At 61.6% G+C, this 17,658-nt stretch carries 15 protein-coding genes; 6 read left to right on the top strand and 9 right to left on the bottom strand.

Annotated features, from left to right (window positions below):
• The first annotated feature begins 80 nt into the window (after positions 1-80).
• Both LUB09_RS20025 and LUB09_RS20020 read left to right on the top strand, forming a co-directional pair.
• Positions 81-1,121 (top strand): threonine aldolase family protein, encoded by a 1,041-nt coding sequence (locus LUB09_RS20025; protein WP_209985688.1) that lies wholly within the window; start codon positions 81-83, stop codon positions 1,119-1,121.
• Positions 1,122-1,316: 195 nt separating this feature from the next.
• On the top strand, positions 1,317-1,520 hold the full coding sequence (locus LUB09_RS20020) for a hypothetical protein (protein WP_373460574.1): 204 nt from the start codon (positions 1,317-1,319) through the stop codon (positions 1,518-1,520).
• A 309-nt stretch (positions 1,521-1,829) separates the two neighbouring features.
• Here the strand turns inward: LUB09_RS20020 and gbcB are convergent, their stop codons facing one another.
• Positions 1,830-2,930 (bottom strand): glycine-betaine demethylase subunit GbcB, encoded by a 1,101-nt coding sequence (gene gbcB, locus LUB09_RS20015; protein WP_209985690.1) that lies wholly within the window; start codon positions 2,928-2,930, stop codon positions 1,830-1,832.
• A gap of 282 nt (positions 2,931-3,212) precedes the next feature.
• On the opposite strand from gbcB, the gene gbcA reads away from it, so the two are divergent.
• Positions 3,213-4,508, top strand: coding sequence for a glycine-betaine demethylase subunit GbcA (gene gbcA / locus LUB09_RS20010; RefSeq protein ID WP_209985693.1), 1,296 nt, complete (start codon positions 3,213-3,215; stop codon positions 4,506-4,508).
• A 796-nt stretch (positions 4,509-5,304) separates the two neighbouring features.
• On the opposite strand, the gene etfB is transcribed toward gbcA, so the two are convergent.
• The 6 genes from etfB to LUB09_RS19980 form a co-directional block, all read right to left on the bottom strand.
• Positions 5,305-6,075 (bottom strand): electron transfer flavoprotein subunit beta, encoded by a 771-nt coding sequence (gene etfB / locus LUB09_RS20005; protein ID WP_209985696.1) that lies wholly within the window; start codon positions 6,073-6,075, stop codon positions 5,305-5,307.
• 10 nt (positions 6,076-6,085) lie between these two features.
• Positions 6,086-7,306 carry an electron transfer flavoprotein subunit alpha gene (gene etfA / locus LUB09_RS20000; RefSeq protein ID WP_209985699.1) on the bottom strand — a complete coding sequence of 407 codons (1,221 nt, stop codon included), beginning with the start codon at positions 7,304-7,306 and terminating at the stop codon, positions 6,086-6,088.
• Positions 7,306-9,249, bottom strand: coding sequence for a dimethylglycine demethylation protein DgcB (gene dgcB / locus LUB09_RS19995; protein WP_231423512.1), 1,944 nt, complete (start codon positions 9,247-9,249; stop codon positions 7,306-7,308). Before dgcB ends, etfA begins: the two co-directional genes overlap by 1 nt.
• A 157-nt stretch (positions 9,250-9,406) precedes the next feature.
• Positions 9,407-11,467, bottom strand: a complete 2,061-nt coding sequence (dgcA, locus tag LUB09_RS19990; protein WP_209985706.1) for a dimethylglycine demethylation protein DgcA — start codon at positions 11,465-11,467, stop codon at positions 9,407-9,409.
• Between the two features lie 15 nt (positions 11,468-11,482).
• Positions 11,483-12,013, bottom strand: a complete 531-nt coding sequence (locus tag LUB09_RS19985; protein WP_209985709.1) for a DUF5943 domain-containing protein — start codon at positions 12,011-12,013, stop codon at positions 11,483-11,485.
• 69 nt (positions 12,014-12,082) lie between these two features.
• Entirely contained in the window at positions 12,083-13,060 is a 978-nt protein-coding gene (locus LUB09_RS19980) for a dipeptidase (protein ID WP_231423510.1), read from the bottom strand.
• A 219-nt stretch (positions 13,061-13,279) separates the two neighbouring features.
• Here LUB09_RS19980 and LUB09_RS19975 point away from each other — a divergent pair, with 219 nt between their 5' ends.
• Both LUB09_RS19975 and LUB09_RS19970 read left to right on the top strand, forming a co-directional pair.
• Complete coding sequence (locus LUB09_RS19975) at positions 13,280-13,681, top strand: lysozyme inhibitor LprI family protein (RefSeq protein WP_057006602.1); 402 nt, start codon at positions 13,280-13,282, stop codon at positions 13,679-13,681.
• Positions 13,682-13,721: 40 nt separating this feature from the next.
• The gene (locus LUB09_RS19970; RefSeq protein WP_231423509.1) at positions 13,722-14,138 is read left to right on the top strand and encodes a DUF3010 family protein; all 417 of its coding nucleotides are present in this window, start codon (positions 13,722-13,724) and stop codon (positions 14,136-14,138) included.
• Positions 14,139-14,260: 122 nt separating this feature from the next.
• Here LUB09_RS19970 and LUB09_RS19965 read toward each other — a convergent pair whose 3' ends face one another.
• Positions 14,261-15,439 carry an ATP-binding protein gene (locus tag LUB09_RS19965; protein ID WP_231423508.1) on the bottom strand — a complete coding sequence of 393 codons (1,179 nt, stop codon included), beginning with the start codon at positions 15,437-15,439 and terminating at the stop codon, positions 14,261-14,263.
• A gap of 68 nt (positions 15,440-15,507) precedes the next feature.
• Positions 15,508-16,452 carry a GlxA family transcriptional regulator gene (locus LUB09_RS19960; RefSeq protein ID WP_015373139.1) on the bottom strand — a complete coding sequence of 315 codons (945 nt, stop codon included), beginning with the start codon at positions 16,450-16,452 and terminating at the stop codon, positions 15,508-15,510.
• A gap of 192 nt (positions 16,453-16,644) precedes the next feature.
• Between LUB09_RS19960 and LUB09_RS19955 the strand changes: the two genes are divergently transcribed.
• Positions 16,645-17,589: a choline ABC transporter substrate-binding protein gene (locus LUB09_RS19955; protein WP_231423507.1), complete on the top strand. Its 945-nt coding sequence runs from the start codon at positions 16,645-16,647 to the stop codon at positions 17,587-17,589.
• The last annotated feature ends 69 nt before the right edge of the window (positions 17,590-17,658 follow it).

Genomic DNA, 17,658 nt, shown 5'->3' with positions numbered 1-17,658 from the left:
TGACTTTGCATTTACAGCGCGTGCGCACCCCGGCCGATGTTGGGTAAAGTGCGCACCAACATCGACCACAGGAACGGGCCATGACCGACAAGAGCCAACAATTTGCCAGCGACAACTATTCCGGCATCTGCCCGGAAGCCTGGGCCGCCATGGAACAAGCCAACCAGGGCCATCAGCGCGCCTACGGTGATGATGAATGGACCCATCGCGCCGCCGACGGTTTCCGCAACCTGTTCGAAACCGACTGCGAAGTGTTTTTCGCGTTCAACGGCACCGCCGCCAACTCGCTGGCGCTGTCGTCCCTGTGCCAGAGCTACCATAGCGTGATTTGCTCGGAAACCGCCCACGTCGAAACCGACGAATGCGGCGCACCGGAGTTTTTCTCCAACGGCTCCAAGCTGCTCACCGCACGCACCGAAAACGGCAAGCTGACCCCGGACTCGATCCGCGAGATCGCCCTCAAGCGCCAGGACATTCACTACCCCAAGCCGCGCGTGGTCACGCTGACCCAAGCCACTGAAGTGGGCAGTGTGTACACCCCCGAAGAAATCCGTGCCATCAGCGTCACCTGCAAGGAACTGGGCCTGAACCTGCACATGGACGGCGCGCGCTTCGCCAACGCGTGCGCTTTCCTCGGCTGCTCGCCGGCGGACCTTACCTGGAAGGCCGGGGTGGACGTGCTGTGCTTTGGCGGCACCAAAAACGGCATGGCAGTGGGTGAAGCGATCCTGTTCTTCAACCACGCGCTGGCCGAAGACTTCGACTACCGCTGCAAACAGGCGGGCCAGCTGGCATCGAAAATGCGCTTTCTCTCCGCGCCGTGGGTGGGCCTGCTGGAAAACGACGCGTGGCTCAAGCACGCCCGCCACGCCAACCACTGTGCGCAATTGCTGAGCAGCCTGGTGGCGGATATTCCCGGCGTGGAGTTGATGTTCCCGGTACAGGCCAACGGCGTGTTCCTGCAACTCTCGGAACCGGCGATTGCGGCGCTCACGGCCAAGGGCTGGCGGTTCTATACCTTCATTGGCAAAGGCGGCGCGCGGTTCATGTGTGCGTGGGATACCGAGGAAGAGCGTGTAAGGGAATTGGCTGCTGATATCAGGGAAGTGATGAACGCCTGACGCAGGAAATCGGCGAGTGGGTACTGGCCGATTGCCGAGGTTGTTTTATGGTATTTCCGACAGCCCACGATATCAAAATCATTGACTAGCCTCTTGGAACCCGGAAGGAAAACGCAGACCGGTCTGCCACTTTCCGGGGCTCACCGCCCGCCGAATGAATCGGCAGGAAACGGAAATCCAATAGAGGGCTACACCATGGAAGACGCTGCACGCTACGCAATGAACACAAAACAATTCGGCACTCTTGCGCCAACCTACATAGGTTGGGACGACTTCAGGAAACTGGCGAACGTCGGTGACACCATCAGGGAGCCTTCCAGGACCTTGACCGTTACCGGAAAAGTGTTCGAACTGACACCTTCAGGTGATCAGTTCGCCATCCACATCTATACCCGATAACGATCAGGGGCAGCGCCGGGGACTCATCCACCCCGGCGCAGTTCTTGTGTTGGAGGAGGCAAGCCCTAATGCCGTTCAGTTAAGCGCAGATTCCCTGTGGCGAGCAGGCTTGTCCTGCGTTGGGCTGCGCAGCAGCCCCAAAACCAGACGCTGAGCCGTATCAGGTACACCGCGTTTTGCTTGATTGGGGGCGCTTCGCACCCCAACGCGGGGCAAGCCCGCTCGCCACAATAAGCCCACACATTTTCCTTAACTGAACGGCATTAGGGCTTGCCCCCTTGCACATTTGAACAGTGCGTCCCCGGGAAATCAGAACTCGATACGCACATCGCCCTTCGGCACGCTGCAGCACGACAGGATGTAACCCTCGGCTTCGTCTTCTTCGGTGATCCCGCCGTTGTGCTCCATCTCGACCTCCCCGCCCAGCTTCATCACTTTGCACGTGCCACAGATGCCCATGCCGCAGGCCTTCGGAATCAGCAGGCCCAGCTTGGCGGCGGCCGCATGCACGGTTTCGCCGGGGGCCACGCGGATGCTCTTGCCCGAGGCGATGAATTCCACTTGATGCAGGTCGGCCAGGTCGACTTCCGGAGCGTCGGCAGCCTGTTCGGCCTGCTCCACCGCGTCGGCGCGGGCTTCCGGTGGCGTGGCGCCGAAGGATTCTTCGTGATACCGCGCCATGTCGAACCCGGCCGTTTCCAGCAGGCGCTTCACCGCGCTCATGTACGGCGTGGGGCCGCAGCAGAACACTTCACGTTCGAGGAAGTCCGGCACCATCAGTTCGAGCATCTTGTGGTTCAGGTAGCCGCGATAACCCGCCCAGGGTTCGCCAAGGCCATGTTTCTCGCAGATCAGGTGCAGGCTGAAGTTGTCGATCCGCGACGCCATGTGCTCCAGCTCGCGGTGGTAGATGATGTCCTTGGGCGAGCGGGCGCTGTGGACAAAGGTCATGTCGACATTGGCATTGGTGTCGTAGAACCAGCGCGCCATGGACATCACCGGCGTGATGCCGACCCCGCCGCTCAGGTACAGCACTTTGGGGCTGGGAAAGTCGATGGCGTTGAACAGACCAACCGGCCCGTGCACCGCCAGCTCCTGCCCTTCATGCAGGGTATCGTGCAGCCAGTTGGACACCCGGCCGCCCGGTACGCGCTTGATGGTCACCGAAAAACTGTAGGGCACCGACGGCGAACTGGAAATGGTGTAGGAACGCATGATCGGCTGGCCTTCGATTTCCAGCTCCAGCGTGACGAACTGCCCCGGCTTGAAAAAGAACAGAATCGGCTGGTCGGCCATGAAGCAGAAGGTGCGCACGTCCCAGGTTTCCTGGATGACTTTGACGCAACGGACGATGTGCCGACCATTGGCCCAGGTCTGTGTCGTTACCGGATTCAGGAAATTGTTGGACATGCTTATTCTCCGTAGCCGTAGGTCGGCCTGATGGTGGCGATTCTGCGTAACGCCGGAACCACCCACTTACCTATCTGCGACATTCACATACTTACGGCGACCAGCCCCCAATGACAGGGGGTTGCGCGTCGGGATCAGATTGCGCCATGTCGCCCATGGATAAGGTTCGTCGCAACGCCGGCCCCACACTCACGCCCAACAAGACACTTTCTTTACGCCTTGCATTGCAACAACCGTAGCCACTTTCACCGGCCACACAGAATGGCCTTGAGGACACACACGATGGACGTCACCGCAACCTTAAGCTTGGGCGATCCGCTGGAACCCGCACGCAAGGCCACCGCGCAAATGCTGCAAGAGCGTGAGCGCACCTTTTCCCTGCCGCAGCCGTTCTACTCTGACGAGCGGCTGTTTGATATCGACATGCAGGAAATCTTCCAGAAAGAGTGGTTGATCGCCGGCATGACCTGCGAAATCCCTGCCAAGGGCAACTACCTGACCCTGCAGATCGGCAAGAACCCAATCATCGTGATCCGTGGCGCCGAAGGCGTGGTGCATGCGTTCCACAACGTGTGCCGGCACCGTGGCTCGCGCCTGTGCACCAGCGACAAGGGCAAGGTCGCCAAGCTGGTCTGCCACTACCACCAGTGGACCTACGAGCTCGATGGCCGCCTGCTGTTCGCCGGCACCGAGATGGGCACCGATTTCGACATGAAGCAGTACGGCTTGAAGCCGGTGAACGTGAAAACTGCCGGCGGCTATATCTTCATCAGCCTGGCGGAAAACCCGCCAGCCATCGATGACTTCCTGTCGACACTGAACCACTACATGGAACCCTACGACATGGAAAACACCAAGGTGGCGATCCAGACCACCTTGTTCGAAAAAGCCAACTGGAAACTGGTGCTGGAAAACAACCGCGAGTGCTACCACTGCAACGCGTCGCACCCGGAACTGCTGAAAACCCTGCTGGAATGGGACGACGTCACCGACCCACGGGCCGACCAGGCCTTCAAGGACCACGTCGCCGCCTCGGCCGCCGCCTGGGACGCCGAGAAGATCCCTTACGCCCACGCCAGCTTCGGCCTGCGCAACCGCATTGTGCGCATGCCGCTGCTCAAGGGCACTGTGTCGATGACGCTGGATGGCAAACAGGGCTGCGCCAAACTGATGGGTCGCATCAAGAACCCGGACCTGGGCTCGATGCGCATCCTGCACCTGCCCCACTCCTGGAACCACTGCATGGGCGACCACATCATCGTGTTCACCGTGTGGCCGATCAGCGCCCAGGAAACCATGGTCACCACCAAGTGGATCGTGCACAAGGACGCCGTGGAAGGCGTGGACTACGACGTCGACCGCATGCGCCAGGTGTGGGACGCCACCAACGACCAGGACCGTCGCCTGGCCGAAGAGAACCAGCGCGGGATCAACTCCACGGCCTACCAGCCGGGTCCGTACTCCAAGACCTATGAGTTTGGCGTGGTGAACTTCGTGGACTGGTACAGCGAGCGGCTGCTCAATAACCTGGGTGCGGCGCCAGCGCCTTATCTCAAAGGTGTGGCTGCACACGAGTAACTGATACCCCACAGATCAGAAAGGTGGGACTTTTGTGGGAGCGGGCTTGCCTGCGATGCGGACACCTCGCAGCCTCGGCGGCACCGGGGTGATGCCATCGCAGGCAAGCCAGCTCTCACATTGGATATCATCAGTGTTCAAAAAATGCTCAGCCCCCTTCAAACCCTTTATCGCCCTGCCCTCCAGCCTTTACCCAACAACTTATCCACAAAGCCACCCACAGCAATTGTGGGCAACTGCATCGTTCAGCTGAAATTAAATCAAGAAAATCCGTGACTTATTCAGTTGACGCAATTTTATCCCGCACTGATCACTTATTGATCAACCCCATCAAAGCCGCGATCTGCAAGGGCTGTAGCGGTGCGCGAACACCTTATCCACAGAAGCACCAACAGACTTTGGGGGCAACTTTGCAAGCGCTGTGGAAAACCATGTCAACGCTTCATAAACCGGGGTATCCAGGGGTTTTTGGCAGCTGAAAAGGCGACATTGATCAGAATTTGATCAGAGCGGCGCAGCCCACGTCTTATAAGGCCTGTAGCCGATAGCGAACATCTTATCCACAGAAGCGCCAACAGACTTTGGGGGCAAGTTCAGAACTTTCTCAACGGAAAAACCCAATAAAAACCGCAGGTTAGCCTGGTTATTTTTCGTACGACAGGCTGCAGGGCCTGATTTACAAGGGGTGTGGACATGCGCGAACAGGTTATCCACAGACGGGTCAACAGGGATTGTGGGTAAGCACCCCGTCATCACAAAAATAACGGTGGGAGGGCTTGCCCCTCCCACACAGGATTCAGCGTACGACGCCTTCTTCTATGAGCAACTTGAGAATGGCCTGGGCGCCCTCTTCGGCGCTGACGCCCTTGAGCACCTGGCCACCGCCGCCGCTGGCCTTGGCCGTGGCGGCTTTCATGCGGTCGGCGCCGCTCTTGGCCTTGATCACCTTGAGGCGCTTGGGCCGAGGCTTGGCCGGTTGCAGCGAGGCGCCTGTGAATAACTCGTCTTCTTCGACTTCAACCTCATGGGCCGCCAACTCGCCGCGTTGCGCCGGGCCGTACGCGCTCTGCCGGGGCTTGGGCGCGGCGTTATCCACAGTTGCCAGAAATGGCAGGCGCACCTTCAGGCGCCGCCGCTGACCACGGGGCAACGCCTGCAACACATGGGCGACGCCGCCGTCGATGGATTCCACTTGCGCCAGCCCCACAATCAGCGGCCAGCCCAGGTGTTCAGCGAGCAAAAACGGCAGCATGCCCGAGCCTTCACCGGTTTCGGCCTGGCTGCCGGTGAGCACCACCTGGGCGCCGGCCTCGCGCAGATAATCGCCGAGCACCGGCAGCGCATCAGCGCCGCTCGGTTGTTCCAGCACGTGCAATTGCGGCAGGCCCATGCCCAGGTAGCTGCGCAAGGTGGGCTCATTGATGTTGCCGGCGTGCAGCACCTGCAACTTATCCCCAGCCATTTGCAGGCCCAGCTCGACAGCGCGTGCGTCCTGCTCTGCACGGCGCGCGCGCCCGGAGGTGGGGTGGGCGCCGATGGACACCAGGCTGATTACATTGGTTGTCATGCTCATGTCCTCAAGCCGCGTCGCGCTTGGCGCCGTGGCGGTGGGCCTCGACCGCAGCGATCAAGGCTTGCAGAATCGCGGCACTTTCACCGATCACCGACAGGTCGGCCCGCTTGATCATGTCGCAACCCGGGTCGAGGTTGATCGCCACCACCTTGTCGCAGGCACCGATGCCTTGCAGGTGCTGGATAGCCCCGGAAATGCCCACGGCCACGTACACCCGCGCCGTGACCCAGGTGCCGCTGGCGCCAACCTGACGGTCACGCGCCATGAAGCCGTCGTCCACCGCCACCCGTGATGCGCCTTCGGTGGCGCCGAGTGCGGCGGCAGTCTGGTGAAACAGTGCCCAGTCCTTGACCCCGTTGCCGCCGGAGAAAATGAATTCGGCTTCGGCCATGGGAATCGCTGCCGGGTCCACCGCCACCGCGCCCAAATCTTCGATACGCGGCAGGCTGCGCGCCAGGGCTGTGGATAACTCCACCGGTAATACTTCATGGCGCGTGTCGCTGACCGGTTCGGCGCATTCGACGGCGGCGAGGATCAGGCGTGGCAACGGCCGCGCCACATCCTGCTGGCCGGCACCGGCGCGGCCGATGCATTGTTCGTCCTTGACTTGCCACACCCGCGTGGCCGGACGTTCCTTGAGGCTGGCGGCAAAGCGTCGGCCCAGTTCACCGCCGCCGCTGCGGCTGTCGGGCAGCAACCAGTGGCGTGGGTTGAACTGGTTATCCACAGCGCGCAGCCCCTGCACCCGTTGCTCCGGTGAATAACCGTCGAATTCGTGACCCTCCAGCACCAGCAGGCGGTCGACGCCAGCGGTGGCGAATGCGCTTTCCTTGTGCTCGCCAAACACCACGGCCAGCACCGCGCCGTCGTGGCCGGCCAGTTGCCGTGCCAGGCCCAACAGATCGCGGTCGTGGCTGCTCAGGCGGCCGCCGACCATGTCCGGCACCACGTTGATGTAAAACGCAGGCTCGGCAATCCGGTGCAACGGCAACTGCACTTCCACTGCCGCCGTACGCTTGGCCGCGCCGCCCTGCTGGGCGCCGCTGCGGTCGATGCGCTTGATGCCGTTGGGGCCGATAAAGCCCACGCCATGCACGTTCTTGCGCATGACGCCGTTGGGCCCCATCCAGCTCTGCTGCACAGGCTGCATGGCCGCGTGCAAGGGATGCAGACGGTTACGGGCGATCCATTCGGCCCGTGGGTCGCGGCGGATAATGTCGCTCATCACTGCACCTCCGCAGGTTCACGCTTTAAGGGGGCTTTGGCCGGTGCAGCGTCTTCCAGCAACGCGTCAGCCACCAACTCGGCGATGTCCTTGATCAACGGCCGCGGTTCGACCACGCCTTCGAGCATTGCCGTGCATTGCGGGCAGCCCACGGCCACCAGTTCGGCGCCGGTCTCACGGATGTCGTCCATGCGCATGTCCGGGATCCGTTGCTTGCCGGGAATGTCGGTGATCGGCGCGCCGCCACCGCCGCCACAGCAGCGCGAACGGAAGCCCGAGCGTTGCATCTCCTTGACCTCGATGCCCAGCGCACGCAGTACCTGACGCGGCGCCTCGTACTCGCCGTTGTAGCGGCCCAGGTAGCAAGGGTCGTGGTAGGTCACGCTGTTGCCCTTGTGCTGGCCCAGGTTCAGCTTGCCCGCGTCGATCAGTTCGGCCATGAAGGTGCTGTGATGCTGCACCTGGTAGTTGCCGTTGAAGGCGCCGTATTCGTTTTTGAGTACGTGAAAACTGTGCGGGTCGCAGGTGACGATGCGTTTGAAGCAGTACTTCTCCAGGGTCTGGATATTGCGGGTCGCCAGCAGCTGGAAGGTCGCTTCGTCGCCCAGGCGTCGGGCCACATCGCCGCTGTCGCGTTCTTCCAGGCCGAGGACGGCGAAGTCTACCCTGGCGGCCTTCAGCACTTTGACGAAGGCGCGCAGGGTGCGCTGGTTGCGCATGTCGAAGGCGCCGTCGCCGACCCAGAACAGCACATCACAGCTGGCCTTTTCGCTGAGCAACGGCAGGTTCAGATCCGCCGCCCAGTTGAGCCGACCGCCCGGGGCGAAGCCGCCGGGGTTGTCGGTGGCGATCAGGTTTTCCAGCACTTCAGCGCCCTTGTTCGGCGTGGCGCCCCTTTCCAGGGTGAGGTGGCGGCGCATGTCAACGATGGCATCGACGTGCTCGATCATCATCGGGCACTCTTCCACGCAGGCGCGGCAGGTGGTGCATGACCACAGGGTCTCGGCGTCCACCAGGCCGTTGACGATTGGCTGGTGCGGGTTGCCGCCGTGTTCGCCGACGGGTTTGCCTGGATAGGGGCTGCCAGCGAATTTTGCGTCGGTGCCGCCAGCCAGACCGACGACCATGTCCTGGATCAGTTTTTTCGGGTTCAGCGGCTGGCCGGCGGCGAAGGCCGGGCACGCCGCTTCGCACTTGCCGCACTGCACGCAGGCGTCGAAACCGAGCAGTTGGTTCCAGGTGAAATCCTTGGGCTTTTCCACGCCCAGGGGCGCGCTTTTGTCCGTCAGGTCCAGCGGTTTCAAGCCGGTGGAGCGGCCGCCGCCGAAGCGTTCGGCGCGGCGGTGCCAAGCCAGGTGCAGGGCCCCGGCGAAGGCGTGCTTCATCGGGCCGCCCCAGGTCATGCCGAAGAACATTTCGCACACGCCCCACAGCACACCCACGCTCAGCAATGCAGCGAGCAGCCAGCCGCCAAAGTCAGCGGGCAGAATGCCGGCGACCGGCAAGGTCACCAGGAAGAAGCTCACCGAGAACGCCAGCAGGCTTTTCGGCAGGCGCATCCATGGGCCTTTCGACAGGCGCGCGGGCGGGTTGCGGCGGCGCAGGTACATGAAGATCGCGCCGACAAACATCAAGGTCGAGGCCAGCAGCAAGGCGTAGCCGAGGATACGGTTTTGCAGGCCGAACCCATGCACCAGGATCGCCAGCAGCGCCGACAGCACAAAGCCCAGCGCCGTGGCGACGTGGGTGTTGGCGATGTATTTGTCGCGGGCGACCACGTGGTGCAGGTCGACCATGTAGCGCTTGGGCATGGCCAAAAGGCCGCCCAGCAGGTCGACTTTGGACGCGCGGCCACGGCGCCACATGTTTGCCCGGCGCAGGGCGCCGAGGACGGCGAGGCCCAGGGCGGCAAACAGGAGAATAGGCAGCAAGGTGTTCAACATGGTGAAGCTCCCAAAGACCACACAGGCCTACGGTGAAACTGGCCTTGAAGGTGGGAGGGGGCTTGCCCCCGATAGCAGTGGGTCAGCTACAGCTGCATCAACTGACACTCCGCTATCGGGGGCAAGCCCCCTCCCACATTTTTCGACCGTGTGCGGGTCAGAAATCCTTGCACAAGCGCAGGGCGTCATAGATGGCGGCGTGGGTGTTGCGCTGGGCCACACAGTCACCGATGCGGAACAGCAAGTAGCCCTCGCCCGCTTCGCTCAAACAAGGCTGCGGCTTGATCGCGAACAAGGCTTCGACGTCGATCTGGCCCTTGTTGCGCGAGGCTTCCTTGAGGGCGTAGTAGATGGCCTCGTCCGGACGCACGCCGTTCTCGACCACCACCTGGTCCACCACCCGCTCCTCTTTGGCGCCGGTGTATTCGTTCTCCAGCACCGCCACCAGTTTGTCGCCCTCGCGGTAGACCTTCTCCAGCATCATGTCGCCGGTCATGATCACTTCTTTCGGGTACATGCTGCGGTAGTAGGTGGGGAACGACGTGCCGCCAATCGCCACGCCCGGCTTGATGTCGTCGGTGACGATCTCCACCTGGCAGCCCTTGTCGGCCAGAAAGTCCGCCACCGACATGCCGGTGAACTCGCAGATGGTGTCGTACACCAGCACGTTCTTGCCCGGCGCAACCTTGCCGTCGAGCACGTCCCAGCTGCTCACTACCAGGCCTTCGGCGGCGCCCCAGTGTTCGTTCTGCTCGATGAACGGATGGCCGCCGACGGCCAGCACCACCACGTCGGGGCGCAGGTCGAGGATGGTGTCGGCGTCCGCCGCTACGCCCAGGCGCAGGTCGACTTTCAAGCGCGCCAGCTCCAGTTGGAACCAGCGGGTGATCCCGGCAATCTGGTCACGCTGCGGCGCTTTGGACGCGGTGGTGATTTGCCCGCCGATAAACTCTTTCTTCTCGAACAGGGTCACGTCGTGGCCACGTTCGGCCGCCACGCGCGCAGCTTCCATCCCGGCCGGGCCGGCACCGACCACAACGACCTTGCGTTTCGGTCCGGTGGATTTCTCGATGATGTGCGGCACGCCCATGTATTCACGGGAGGTCGCGGCGTTCTGGATGCACAGTACGTCCAGGCCCTGGTACTGACGGTCGATGCAGTAGTTGGCGCCGACGCACTGCTTGATCTGGTCGATCTGGCCCATCTTGATCTTGGCGATCAGGTGCGGGTCGGCAATGTGCGCACGGGTCATGCCGACCATGTCCACGTAGCCGCCTTCGAGGATGCGCGTGGCCTGGTTCGGGTCCTTGATGTTCTGCGCGTGCAGCACCGGCACCTTGACCACTTCCTTGATACCGGCGGCCAGGTGCAGAAACGGCTCCGGCGGGTAGCTCATGTTCGGGATCACGTTGGCCAGGGTGTTGTGGGTGTCACACCCCGAGCCCACCACGCCGATAAAATCGAGCATGCCGGTGTCGTCGTAATACTTGGCGATCTGCTTCATGTCCTCGTGGGACAGGCCGTCCGGGTGGAACTCGTCACCACACAGGCGCATGCCCACGCAGAAGTCGTCACCGACCTCGGCGCGCACGGCTTTGAGCACTTCCAGGCCGAACTTCATGCGGCCTTCGAAGGTGCCGCCCCATTCGTCAGTACGCTTGTTGACGCGCGGGCTCCAGAACTGGTCGATCATGTGCTGGTGCACGGCGGACAGTTCCACACCGTCCAGGCCACCGGCCTTGGCGCGTTTGGCGGCGCTGGCGTAGTTGCCGATCACGCGCCAGATCTCTTCGGGCTCGATGGTCTTGCAGGTGGCGCGGTGCACCGGCTCACGCACCCCGGACGGCGACATCAGGGTCGGCCAGTTAAAACCGTCCCAGCGCGAGCGACGGCCCATGTGGGTAATCTGGATCATGATCTTGGCGCCATGCTTGTGCATGGCGTCGGCCAGGTTCTGGAAGTGCGGGATGATGCGGTCGGTGGACAGGTTCACCGAACTCCACCATTCCTGGGGGCTGTCGATGGCCACCACCGAGGAGCCGCCGCAGATGGCCAGGCCGATACCGCCCTTGGCTTTCTCTTCGTAATACTTCACATAGCGGTCGGTGGTCATGCCGCCGTCGGTGGCATACACCTCGGCGTGGGCGGTACTGAGCACGCGGTTGCGGATGGTCAGTTTGCCGATCTGAATCGGCGCAAACATTGCTTCGAAAGCCATGGCACGGTCCTCGGCTTACAACGGCTTGACGGTGAACAAACCATCTTCGTGACCCTCTTCGGAGCCTCCGTAGACTTGTTCGGCGACGGTGCGGATCTGGCTGCCGCGGGCTTGCAGAATCTGGTCCATGGCGCCGGCAAACCAGCCGGTGAACATGTAGTCGACCTTGCGCCCGACCTTGCCGTACACGTAGACGAAGGCCGAGTGTTCGAGCTTGACGCTGGCGGTGCCTTTGTCGAGGTCGATGTCCTGGATCTTGAACAGGCCCCAACCGCGCTGCGAGAGGCGCTTCATGTAGTGCTCGAACACGGCGACGCCTTCCAGGCCGTGACATTCGGCTTCCTTTTCACACCAGTGCCAGGCGGACTTGTAGCCGGCCTTGTAGAGGATGTCGGCATAGGCGTCGGCACCCAGCACTGCTTCGATGCCCATGTGGTTGTTGACGAAGAAATGGCGCGGCACGTACAGCATCGGCAGGGCGTCGGAGGTCCAGACACCGGTTTCGCTGTCGACTTCGATTGGCAATTGCGGGGCGATCTTGGCCATGGAAACTTAACTCCAGAAAATTCGTTTGGATGCCCCCGGCGCGGATGCCGGAGGAAAAGAGAGGTTGGCTTATTCGCCCCAGACGTCTTTCAAGACGTTGACCCAGTTTTCGCCCATGATCTTGCGCACTACGCGCTCAGGATGGCCGCGCTTGAGCAGGGTCTCGGTGAGGTTGGGGAATTCGCCCACGGTACGGATGCCCAGCGGGTTGACGATCTTGCCGAAGCTGGTCAGGCGGCGGGCGTAGCCCTTGTCATGGGTCAGCATTTCGAAGAAATCCTGGCCATGGCCCTGGGTGAAGTCGGTGCCGATGCCGATGGCGTCTTCGCCGACGATGTTCATGGTGTATTCGATGGCTTCGGCGTAGTCGTCGATGGTCGAATCGATGCCCTTGGCCAGGAATGGCGCGAACATGGTCACGCCGACAAAACCGCCATGGTCGGCAATGAACTTGAGCTCTTCATCGGACTTGTTGCGCGGGTGCTCTTTGAGGCCGGACGGCAGGCAGTGGGAGTAGCACACCGGCTTTTTCGATTCGAGGATGACTTCTTCGCTGGTCTTGGAGCCAACGTGGGAGAGGTCGCACATGATGCCGACGCGGTTCATCTCGCCGACGACCTCACGGCCAAAGCCGGACAGGCCGCCGTCGCGCTCGTAGCAGCCGGTGCCGACCAGGTTCTGGGTGTTGTAGCACATCTGCACCACACCCACGCCGAGCTGCTTGAAGATCTCGACGTAGCCGAGCTGGTCTTCAAAAGCGTGGGCGTTCTGGAAGCCGAAGATAATGCCGGTCTTGCCCAGCTCTTTCGCGCGGCGAATGTCGGCGGTGGTTTTTACCGGGATCACCAGGTCGCTGTTCTCACGGATCAGGGTCTGGCTGGCAACGATGTTGTTGATCGTGGCCTGGAAGCCTTCCCACACCGACACCGTGCAGTTGGCGGCGGTGAGGCCACCTTTGCGCATGTCTTCGAACAGGTCGCGGTTCCACTTGGCAATAATCAGACCGTCGATAACGATGCTGTCGGCGTGCAACTCGGCTGGGCTCATCAGGCGTCCCCTTATTGGCGATTCATGCGCCGAATCGTCTGCCGGCGCTTTGGGGCCAGCATATGCCCCGGGGCTGAACGGACCGGGTGCAAAAACGACAGGGGAATTGCCGAAAGCGTCAATCCGCGACAAAGGCTGCACAGACAGGCCTGACTGGCGGCTGTTCTTTGTCTTACGCTTGAGCCAGAATTCGGCCATCACCTGATATGAGACGGCGCAATGAAATCGATTTTCCTGGCTTTGGCACTCATCGCAACCGGCGTCCACGCCGCCGAAGACACCGACAGCACGCCGTGCGACGGCATCGAAAACGACCAGCAGACCCTCGCCTGCGCCACCTACAACAAGACCACCGCCGAGCAATTGCTCAAGGACAACTATCAGGGCCTGCTCGAGCGCATGGGTTCGACCTACGGCAGCGACAAGACCAAACTGGCCGACATTACCGCTCGTCTGAAGGACGCCCAACAGAAATGGGAAAAATTGCGCGACGCCGACTGCGCCGTAGACACCTTCCCGGCGGTGAATGGCAGCAAAGCGTATGCGATTGCGCAGAATGATTGCCTGGCACGGATGAGTGATGAACGGTCGGAGTTTTTGGAGTCGATTGGGCAGGAATAAGCGACAATCTGCGCCCACTTGATCTTATCCAGGGCTATTCATGACTATTTGCGGCATCGAAATCAAAGGCAGCGAAGCCATCATCGTGGTGGCCTCACTGGATAACCAGGCGCTGACCCATGTGGCCCTGTCCACCAAGAAAATCGCCCTGGAAGACGACGATGAGGCCGCCAACGTCAAAGCCTTCGCCGCACAGGTGAAGGCCTTCGTACAGGCAAACGCAATCACCCGCATCGCGATCAAGAAGCGCAGCAAGAAAGGTGAGTTTGCCGGTGGGCCGACCACGTTCAAGATTGAAGGGGTGTTTCAGTTGCTGGACGGGGTTGAGGTGACGCTGCTGTCGCCGCAGACCATCAATGCGCAGAACAAGAAGCACACCTTTGACCTGCCCGCGACACTGAACAAGTATCAGCATGAAGCGTACAAGGCGGCGTGTTCGGCACTGCTGAAAAAATAAGCCACACCAAAATCTACTGTGGGAGGGGGCTAGCCCCCGATGGCGGTGTATCAATCACTTATGTGCTGCTGACCCACCGCTATCGGGGGCAAGCCCCCTCCCACATTTGATCTCTGTGTTCTTCAAGCAATTGAACGGCGCCGGTGCTGCAGCCAATCCCCGAAGGATTTGTCCTCCAGAGCATAGCCACCCCGGCTCGACTTCCATACCAGCTCTTTATCGCGCAGGGCATCGATACAGGCCTGAATGGTCTGGGTGCCCGGCACTACGTCGCTGCCCATGTCCTCCAGTGCCTTGCTGACGGCCGTGATGGTGCTGTCGGTAAACGGCGCGAACGGTTCGTTGTTCTGGGAGCGCTCCACCATCACTTCCAGCACCGCACGCTGGGGAATGGTGAGGGCGTTCCAGGCACTTTCGAATTCGGTCCAAACGCCAGCGCGCAGCAGTTCGGCGCGGCTGTGCAGCAGTTGGCCGAGATTGCTTGCCTCCCCCAGTTCCAATGCCACCTCACCAATAATGGTGCGCAACATTTCCGGGCGACGACCCACCAGCTCGAACGCTTCATCGATGTCGGCCGCATTGAACTGGTTGGTCTTGGCCAGAAGGCCGTTGAGGTACACGGTGTAGGCCTGTGTGAATGCTTTGCCCAGCAGTGGAAATGGCGTGATGCTGGACCCGAAGAACGGCTGGCTTTTACCTAATACCAGATGGGCAAGCTTGTCGCGATTGGACCCCGTGAACACCAGGCGCAACCCGCTGCCCTCGCCTTCACGACCTTGGTTGAGCTGGTCTCGGGCGGCCTTGAGGGCAAACATCGCGTTAACACCCGCTTCGGTGGTGAGCGCGTGCTGGGCTTCGTCGATCACCAGCACGACGGTTTTCTCGGCAGCGCTGTGAAGCAGCTCCAGCGCTTGCGTCAGTGTCGCGCCTGCAGGCAATTGCGGCTTGGTGAAATCCCAGGACAAGGTGCGCAGGAAACTGAGCTTTTCAATGCCGATATTCTTGGCCAGTTTGCGGATGCCCTTTGCAAAGGGCACCAGGGCACCGGCAATGGCGCTGGAGATCAGGTCGGCGGGGTCTTTTTCCTTGTCGGCCCACAGGTCGACATACACCGCCAGCCAACCACGCGCCTGGCATTCAGGAACAAAGTCCTCACGCAAAAAAGTACTTTTGCCCGTGCGACGCGGCGCCGCGAGAAACAGGCCAGAGGTGAAATCCTGAATACCGGCCCCCACCAGGCCATCGGCAATGCTGCTTGCCAGGTCGGGACGGCGGAACACAAAGCCGCTGTTCTTGGACATGCTTTTATACTCAATTATGGAAAGGACTATAAATTATAGTAACAAGTATAATTGACTATAATCAGCCGTCAAACCACCTCCCGTCGCCGATCCTCCCTTGGGCATTTCGCAAACCGTGCCCGATAACTCCGGGTGAAATACGACGGCGACTCAAACCCGCACGCAATGCTCACCTCCAGCACGCTCATGCCGCTTTGGCGCAACAGCTGCCGGGCTTTTTCCAGGCGCAGGCCAAGGTAGAAGTTGCTTGGCGTGTCGTTCAAATGCAGGCGAAACAGCCGTTCCAGCTGGCGCCGCGTCACTTTGATCGCTTCGGCCAGGGCCAGTGTGCTCAGCGGCGGCTCGGTGTGCTGCTCCATCTCGCCGATGACCTGCACCAGTTTCTTGTTGTTGATGCCGTAGCGCGTGGCGATCTGCATGCGCTGGTGGTCTTTGCGCGGGCGGATGCGGCCGAGCACGAACTGTTCGGAGACCTGGATCGCAAGGTCGGGGCCGTGGGCCTGAGCGATCAGGTCGAGCATCAGGTCGATGGAGGCGGTGCCGCCGGCGCAGGTGATGCGGCGACGGTCGATTTCGAACAGTTCCTGAGTCACGCTCAGGTGCGGATACGACTCCTTGAAGGCATCGATGGCTTCCCAGTGCAGGGTCACGCGGTGGCCGTCGAGCAGGCCGGCTTCGGCCAGCACGCAGGCGCCGGTGTCAATGGCGCCCAGGGTCACGCCGTCATGGTCGAGGCGGCGCAGCCAGTGTTCCAGGGCAGGCGTGGCGAACTGCAGCGGTTCGAAGCCGGCCACCACCAACAGCGTCGCGCCTTTGTTCAGCGGTTCCAGCGCAGCGTCGGCGTTGACCGACATGCCGTTGCTCGCCAGCACCGCACCGCCGTCGGCGCTCAGTATGTGCCAGCGGTACAGCTCGCCGCGAAAGCGGTTGGCCACTCGCAGCGGTTCCAGCGCAGAGATAAAGCCGATGGCGGAGAAGCCCGGCATCAGCAAGAAGTAGAAATCCTGAGACATGGTGGGGCTCTCGTCGGCAGGCTAAGTGGCACTGTGATACTCCCGTTGTCGGGCGGATTCAAGGGGGCAGGTCGCTGCAGTGCAAGCGTCGGTCGCCGCTGTGCGTTTTGTGCTCGACGAAGATCCGTAACGTGGCGTCACGGTGCACGAAGACGCCGGCCCCCACAATAACGACCTGCCGAGGGATCCACCATGAACCGACTGATCAGCCGCTGCGTGTTTGCACTCAGCGCCAGCGCCATTTTGAGCACCAACGCTCTGGCCGCCGACGCGGCATCCTGCCAGAACGTGCGCATGGGCGTGGTGAACTGGACCGACGTCATCGCCACCAGCGCCATGACCCAAGTGTTGCTCGACGGCCTCGGCTACACCACCAAACAGACCAGCGCCTCCCAGCAAATCATCTTCGCCGGCATCCGCGACCGGCGCCTGGACCTGTTCCTCGGCTACTGGAACCCGCTGATGACCCAGACCATCACGCCATTCGTCGACGCCAGGCAAGTCAACGTCCTCGACAAACCCAGCCTGGAAGACGCCCGCGCCACCCTCGCCGTGCCGACTTATCTGGCCGACAAGGGCCTGAAAACCTTTGCCGACATCGCCAGGTTCGACAAGGAACTGGGCGGCAAGATCTACGGCATCGAGCCGGGCTCGGGCGCCAACACGCAGATCAAGGCGATGATCGCCAAGAACCAGTTCGGCCTGGGCAAGTTCCAGTTGGTGGAATCCAGTGAAGCCGGCATGCTCGCCGCCGTCGACCGCGCCGTGCGACGCAAGGAAGCCGTGGTGTTCTTCGGCTGGGCGCCGCACCCGATGAACGTCAACATTGCGATGACCTACCTCAGCGGCAGCGAAGACGCCCTGGGGCCGAACGAGGGCATGGCAAGCGTGTGGACCGTCACCTCGCCCACCTACGCCCAACAGTGCCCCAACGTGCACAAGCTGCTGACCAACCTGACCTTCACCGCCGCCGACGAGAGCCGGATGATGCAGCCGCTGCTGGATCACAAGGACGCCCTGGAATCCGCCCGGCAGTGGCTCAAGGACCACCCGCAGGACCAGGCACGCTGGCTGGAAGGTGTGACCACCTTCGACGGCAAACCGGCTGCGGCCAACCTGCAACTGACCGGTAAATAACCCGTTTTCAATCACTGTTTCGCGGTCGCTTTCGACCGCGAGCGGCACCACCACGCCTGTAAGGAACCG

The organism is Pseudomonas sp. Leaf59 (assembly GCF_920984685.1).
Classification (GTDB): domain Bacteria; phylum Pseudomonadota; class Gammaproteobacteria; order Pseudomonadales; family Pseudomonadaceae; genus Aquipseudomonas.
This window is presented reverse-complemented; position numbering and strand designations above follow the sequence as displayed.